Source organism: Leuconostoc palmae, assembly GCF_019656075.1.
GTDB classification, from domain to species: domain Bacteria; phylum Bacillota; class Bacilli; order Lactobacillales; family Lactobacillaceae; genus Leuconostoc; species Leuconostoc palmae.
The window spans coordinates 1-3,786 of the sequence record NZ_BPKZ01000022.1 but is presented as its reverse complement, the minus strand read 5'-3'; the positions used below and the strand labels follow the sequence as shown (position 1 = coordinate 3,786).

Sequence of the window (3,786 nt, the reverse complement as noted above, 5' to 3'; positions counted from 1 at the left end):
GAGTCAACAACAGCTCCTGTTAAAACGACTGATGTACCAAGCAAGTCAGTCGTACCAGAGACCAAAACTAGTATTAATAGTGGACAATATGTAGAAAAAGATGGCCAATTTGTTTATATTGATCAATCTGGTAAGCAGGTAAGTGGATTACAAAATATTGAAGGTCATACGCAATATTTTGATCCGAAAACAGGTTATCAAGCGAAAGGGGAATTAAAGAATATTGATGATAATGCTTATTATTTTGATAAAAATAGTGGCAATGGTCGTACATTTACAAAAATTAGTAATGGTAGTTATTCTCAAAAAGATGGCATGTGGCAGTATGTTGATATCCATGACAAGCAACCAGTAAAGGGTCTATATGATGTTGAAGGGAATTTACAGTATTTTGACCTGTCAACAGGTCATCAGGCTAAACATCAAATACGTTCAGTTGATGGTGTCACTTATTATTTCGACGCAGACAGTGGTAACGCTACGGCATTTAAAGCGGTTACCAATGGACATTATGCCGAGCAGACATCAAAAAATAATGAGGGTCAAGAGAAAAAATATTGGGCTTATGTTGATAATCAAGGTCATACTATCAAAGGTCTAAATGACGTTAATGGCGAAATACAATATTTTGATGAACATACTGGAGAACAACTAAAAGGCCACACAGCTACGGTTGATGGGACAACGTACTATTTTGAAGGCAATAAAGGTAATCTCGTCAGTGTTGTTAACACAGCACCAACAGGTCAATATAAAATTAGCGGAGACAATGTTTATTATCTTGACAACAATAATGAAGCAATAAAGGGATTATATGGCATCAATGGCAATCTGAATTACTTTGATTTAGCAACGGGTATACAACTCAAGGGCCAAGCAAAAAATATTGATGGTATTGGCTATTATTTTGACAAAGATACTGGGAATGGGTCATATCAATATACTTTAGTGGCGCCATCGAATAAAAATGATTATACGCAACACAATGTTGTAAATAATTTAAGTGAAAGCAATTTTAAGAATCTTGTAGATGGCTTCTTAACAGCAGAAACTTGGTATCGTCCAGCACAAATTTTGTCTCATGGTACAGACTGGAGAGCTTCAACTGATAAAGATTTCAGACCACTTATTACAGTTTGGTGGCCAAATAAAGATATTCAAGTTAATTATTTGAGATTGATGCAGAATGAAGGTGTACTCAATCAGTCTGCTGTCTATGATCTTAATACTGACCAACTTCTGTTAAACGAAGCGGCACAACAAGCTCAAATTGGTATCGAAAAAAAGATTAGCCAAACAGGCAATACAGATTGGTTAAATAATGTATTGTTTACTGCCCATGACGGGCAGCCATCATTTATCAACCAACAATATATTTGGAATAGTGACTCTGAATACCATACTGGTCCATTTCAGGGGGGGTATTTAAAGTATCAGAATAGTGATTTGACTCCCAATGTCAACTCTAAGTATCGTAATGCAGATAATTCTTTGGATTTTCTATTAGCCAACGATGTTGACAACTCTAATCCTATTGTTCAAGCTGAAGATTTGAACTGGTTATATTATCTTTTGAACTTTGGTAGTATTACAACACAGGGAAAAGAGAATAATTCAAATTTTGATAGTATCAGAATAGATGCCGTTGACTTTGTTAGTAATGATTTAATTCAGAGAACCTATGATTATTTAAGAGCAGCTTACGGTGTCGACAAAAATGATAAGGAAGCTAATGCTCACTTGTCATTGGTGGAAGCGGGACTGGAAGCTGGTACTACAACAATACATCAAGATGCATTGATTGAGTCCGATATAAGAGAAGCTATGAAAAAGTCTTTGACTAATGGTCCTAGCAGTAATATATCATTATCAAACTTAATTCAGGATAAAGAAGGTGACAAGCTCATAGCCGATCGTGCTAATAATTCTACGGAAAATGTTGCTATTCCAAACTATTCGATTATTCATGCGCATGATAAAGATATCCAAGATAAAGTTGGTGCGGCTATTACTGATGCTACTGGCGCTGATTGGACTAATTTTACACCTGAACAGTTACAAAAGGGCTTGTCTTTGTATTATAAAGATCAAAGAAAAATCGAGAAAAAGTATAATCAATATAATATTCCTAGTGCTTATGCCTTGTTGTTAACTAATAAGGATACAGTTCCACGTGTTTATTATGGTGACATGTATCAAGATGATGGGCAATATATGCAAAAACAGTCATTATATTTTGATACCATTACGGCCCTTATGGAAGCACGTAAACAATTTGTTGCTGGTGGACAAACAATAAATGTCGATGATAATGGCGTGTTAACGAGTGTTCGTTTTGGAAAAGGTGCAATGACCGCTAATGATATTGGAACTAATGAAACGCGGACACAAGGGATTGGTGTTGTTATAGCAAATGACCCTTCATTAAAGTTGAGTAAGGACAGTAAAGTAACTTTACATATGGGTGCTGCCCATAGAAATCAAAATTATCGAGCCTTGTTATTAACTACGGATAACGGTATTGATTCTTATTCATCCAGCAAAAATGCGCCCGTGATCAAAACTGATGACAACGGTGATTTAGTGTTTAGCAATCAAGACATCAATGGCCAACTTAATACAAAAGTTCATGGATTCTTAAATTCTGAAGTCTCTGGTTATTTGAGCGCTTGGGTACCTTTAGATGCGACAGAACAGCAAGATGCTCGCACATTACCAAGTGAGAAATCAGTGAATGATGGCAAAGTATTGCATTCGAATGCTGCATTGGATTCAAATTTAATTTATGAAGCATTTTCAAATTTTCAACCAATGCCTACAAATAGGAATGAGTACACTAACGTTGTCATAGCTGATAAAGCAGATACTTTTAAATCATGGGGCATCACAAGCTTCGAAATGGCACCACAATATCGATCATCACAAGACAAAACATTTTTAGATTCTACTATCGATAATGGTTATGCGTTTACGGATAGATACGACCTAGGATTTGAGAAACCAACGAAATATGGAAACGATGAAGATTTACGACAAGCTATAAAACAGCTTCACTTATCAGGTATGCAAGTAATGGCAGATGTTGTGGCTAATCAGATTTACAATTTACCTGGTAAGGAGGTTGCTTCTACTAACCGTGTTGATTGGAATGGGAATAATTTGTCAACACCTTTTGGTACACAAATGTACGTTGTTAATACAGTAGGTGGAGGTAAGTATCAGAATAAGTACGGTGGTGAGTTTTTAGATAAATTAAAAGCAGCTTATCCTGATATATTTAGGTCAAAAAGTTATGAATATGATGTAAAAAATTATGGTGGCAACGGTACCGGATCTGTATATTACACAGTTGATAGTAAAACTAGAGCGGAATTAGATACGGATACTAAAATAAAAGAGTGGTCTGCTAAATATATGAACGGAACGAATGTTCTAGGCTTAGGTATGGGGTATGTTTTGAAAGACTGGCAAACAGGTCAATATTTTAACGTGTCCAATCAAAATATGAAGTTCTTATTACCATCAGATTTGATTTCTAATGATATTGCAGTCCAACTTGGTGTACCTGTAACTGATAAAAAAATTATTTTTGACCCGGCTTCAGCATATAATATGTATTCTAATTTGCCAGAAGATATGCAAGTCATGGACTATCAAGATGATAAAAAATTTACTCCGTCTATAAAGCCACTATCAAGCTATAACAATAAACAAGTGCAAGTCACGCGTCAATACACTGACAGTAAGGGTGTGAGCTGGAACTTAATTACCTTTGCTGGTGGTGAT

The 3,786-nt window shown here is 35.7% G+C and carries 1 protein-coding gene; it reads left to right on the top strand.

Annotation, left to right across the window (positions count from 1 at the left end; all coding sequences use genetic code 11):
• Positions 1 to 3,786, top strand: a 3,786-nt coding sequence (locus tag K5Q12_RS07055; protein WP_281418961.1) for a glycoside hydrolase family 70 protein, incomplete at both ends; no start/stop codon positions are given.